General features: G+C 70.9%; 3 protein-coding genes. 1 reads left to right on the top strand and 2 read right to left on the bottom strand.

Annotated features, from left to right (window positions below):
* Together AC1MIR_RS24680 and AC1MIR_RS24685 are read right to left on the bottom strand one after the other, a co-directional pair.
* Positions 1-661: creatininase family protein (locus AC1MIR_RS24680; protein ID WP_480030824.1), on the bottom strand; the 661-nt coding region annotated here is incomplete at its 3' end.
* A gap of 22 nt (positions 662-683) precedes the next feature.
* Complete coding sequence (locus AC1MIR_RS24685; protein WP_480030825.1) at positions 684-1,706, bottom strand: ABC transporter substrate-binding protein; 1,023 nt, start codon at positions 1,704-1,706, stop codon at positions 684-686.
* A gap of 226 nt (positions 1,707-1,932) precedes the next feature.
* Here AC1MIR_RS24685 and AC1MIR_RS24690 point away from each other — a divergent pair.
* Positions 1,933-2,990, top strand: a 1,058-nt coding sequence (locus tag AC1MIR_RS24690) for a Rieske 2Fe-2S domain-containing protein (RefSeq protein WP_480030826.1), incomplete at its 3' end; no start/stop codon positions are given.

A 2,990-nucleotide genomic window follows, 5' to 3' on the forward strand; every position in this document is an offset into this window, starting at 1 on the left:
GGGGGTCCGGGCCCGGCCCCGGCCGGGCGCGGGGCGCGCCGGCCGCGGGCGCGCCGCGGGGCGCGACGTTGCTGGCGCCCTGCCAGCGGCTGACGAAGTTCTTCGCGCGGTCCATCTTCACGAGGTCGGGGCGGAGCGCCAGCAGCACCGCCGTCTCGTCGCGCCCGGCATGGATGCCGTAGGTGCCCTCCACCGGGTCGCGCTGCGATTCCGGCTTGCCCATCCGGGCCCACATCGCGTTCACCACGAAGAGGTCGTGCAGGATGCGCAGCCGCCGCGCGGCGATGTCGAGCACCGAGACATTGCCGCCATGGCTGTTCACCAGCACCAGCCGCTTCACCCCGGCGCGCGCCACGCTGGCGCCGATGTCCGTCACCAGCGTCAGCAGCGTCTCCGGCGTGGTGGTCAGGGTGCCGGGGAAGCGCAGATGCTCGACCGAGTTGCCGACGCATTGCGTGGGCAGCACCAGCACGGGCACCTCCGCCGGCAGCACCTTCAGCGTGCGGGCCACCACGCCCTGGTTGATCGTGGTGTCCACGGAAACCGGCAGATGCGGCCCGTGCTGCTCGATGCTCGCCACCGGCAGCACCGCGACGGTGTTGGCCGGCAGGGTGCGGAAGGCAGGCCAGGGAAGGTCCTGCCAGTAGCGGGTGGGGAGCATCGGCAACCTCGTCGTGTCGCCCTCAGGCCAGCTTCAGCTGCGCGGCCGGGGGCAGGAAGGAGGGATCGTAGATATCCGAGGCGGCCATCGGACGCGAGATGCCGAAGGCGGCCCGCACCGCGTCCACGCTTTCCTGCAGCCGCGCCATGTCCGCCTTGCCGAAGCCGTTCTGCCGGACATGCTGGGTGAAGGTCAGTTCCTCGAGCGACATGCGCAGCCTGGCCGTCTCCAGCTCCACATTCGTCAGCGGCTCGCGACGGCGGAGATTGGCGATCGCCGCGGCCGGATCGGCCAGGCTTTCGTACTGCGCCCGGATGAGCCCGGCGATCAGGCCGGTGATGGCCCGCGGATTGGCCTGAGCGAAGCGGCGGCTCGTGATCATGGAGGTGGCGTAGAAATTCGCGCCGACATCGCTGTAGCGCATCGTCACGATGTCCTGGTCGGCGATGCCGAGCCCGCGCAGGGAGAAGATGCCGGAGGTGATGAAGCCGGTGATCGCGTTGGCCCGGCCCTGCGCCAGCATCGGCTCGCGCAGCTGCGGCGTGACCGACTGCCAGCGGATGGTCGCGGCATCGATCCCGGCGGCGCGCGCGAAGGCGGGGAAGAGCTGGCGGCCGGCGTCGCTCTCCGGCGCGGCGATCAGCTTGCCCTCCAGGTCCTTCGGCGTGCGGATGTTCTCGCGCCGCAGCGTCATCACCGCCAGCGCGGTGGCGTCGTAGACCAGGAAGGGCGAGAAGAGGTCCACTTCCGGCCGCTCGAGCCGCATGCGGATGGTGGGGTTGATGTCGGCCACGCCCACGTCATAGGCGCCGGAGGAGATCTTGACCGGCACGTCACCCGAGCCGAAGCCGCGGTCCATCGTCACGTTCAGCCCCGCCTCGCGGAAATAGCCGCGGTCGAGGGCGAGCAGGAAGGCCGCCTGCGGCCCCTGGAAGGCCCAGTCCAGGGTGAAGCGGATATCGAGCAGCTGCTGGGCATGCACCGCGGGCGCGGCGAGGCCGGCGGCGGCGGCTCCGAACAGGGCGAGGGTCTGGCGGCGGCGCATGGTCTGACTTCCCGGGAGGTTGTGCGGCCAGGCTCGGTAGCAAGGACCGGACCACCGCGGGGTCCCGGCCCGGCACGCTTGGCGGCTCGTCTGGCCGCCCAAAATGCGGGCAGGCTGCCCGCCATGGAGGCGGCTGCGAGTGCCTGCCGCGCCGCGCGCCCGTGCCTTGCGCCACTGGTCCGGCGCTTGCACGCTTCGGCCCGCACGAGAATGGAGCTCCGCCGCGATGCTGCAGACCGCGACCCCGCTGCTGCGCCGCTTCTGGTATCCGGTGATCCCGCTGGCGCAGCTGGCGGACGGGCCGAAGCCCTTCACCTTGCTCGGGCAGAACCTGGTGCTCTGGGTGGACGGGGAGGGGCGGCCGGCGGCGATGGACGACCGCTGCTGCCACCGCACCGCGAAGCTCTCCAAGGGCTTCTACAGCAATGGCTGGCTGGCCTGCGGCTACCATGGCTGGGAGTTCGGCGCCGATGGCCGCGTGATGCGCGTGCCGCAGCGCCCGGTGGACAAGCAGGGCGCCACCAACATGCGCGTCCCCTCCTACCGTGCCGAAGCCCGCTACGGCTATGTCTGGGTGGCGCTGGAGGAGCCGCTGTTCCCCATCCCCGACTTCGAGGAGGAGACGGAAGGCTGCCGACGCATCGACGAGTTCTACGAGGTGTGGAACTGCGCCGGCCTGCGGCTGATGGAGAACAGCTTCGACAACGCGCATTTCGCCTTCGTCCACCGGGCGAGCTTCGGCGACCAGGGCCACCCCGAGCCTGCCAAGCTGGAGGTCGAGGAATACGAGGACGGCTTCCTCTTCATCACCGAGGTCCCGGTGCGGAACCCGGAGATCCAGAAGAAGGTGCTGCGCATGGACAGCGACACCACGGTGCGCCACATGCGCGGCCGCTGGTACATGCCCTTCCTGCGCAAGCTGCGCATCCGCTATCCGAACGGGCTCAGCCATTCCATCATCACCGGCGCCACGCCGATGGACGACCGGTCCTGCATGGTGGTGCAGTTCGTCTATCGCAACGACACCGAGGCCGATGCGAAGGCCGAGGACATCATCGCCTTCGACCGCCTGGTGACGGACGAGGACCGCGACATCCTGGAGAGCACCGACTGGGACGTGCCGCTGGACCAGGCCGGGATCGAGATGAACATGCCCTCCGACCGGCCGGGCGTGCTGATGCGCAAGATGCTGCTGAAGCTGCTGCAACGGGAAGCGGGGGGGGGGGGGGGGGGCCGCGCCGCGCGGCGGGGGGGGGGGCCCCCCCCCCCCCCCCCCCCCCCGGC

The organism is Falsiroseomonas sp. RANM36, from assembly GCF_056682175.1.

What these genes read in the sequence shown, in the direction of transcription:
- AC1MIR_RS24685 (WP_480030825.1), bottom strand. Translation starts at nt 1,706, where the DNA reads ATGCGCCGCCGCCAGACCCTCGCCCTGTTCGGAGCCGCCGCCGCCGGC.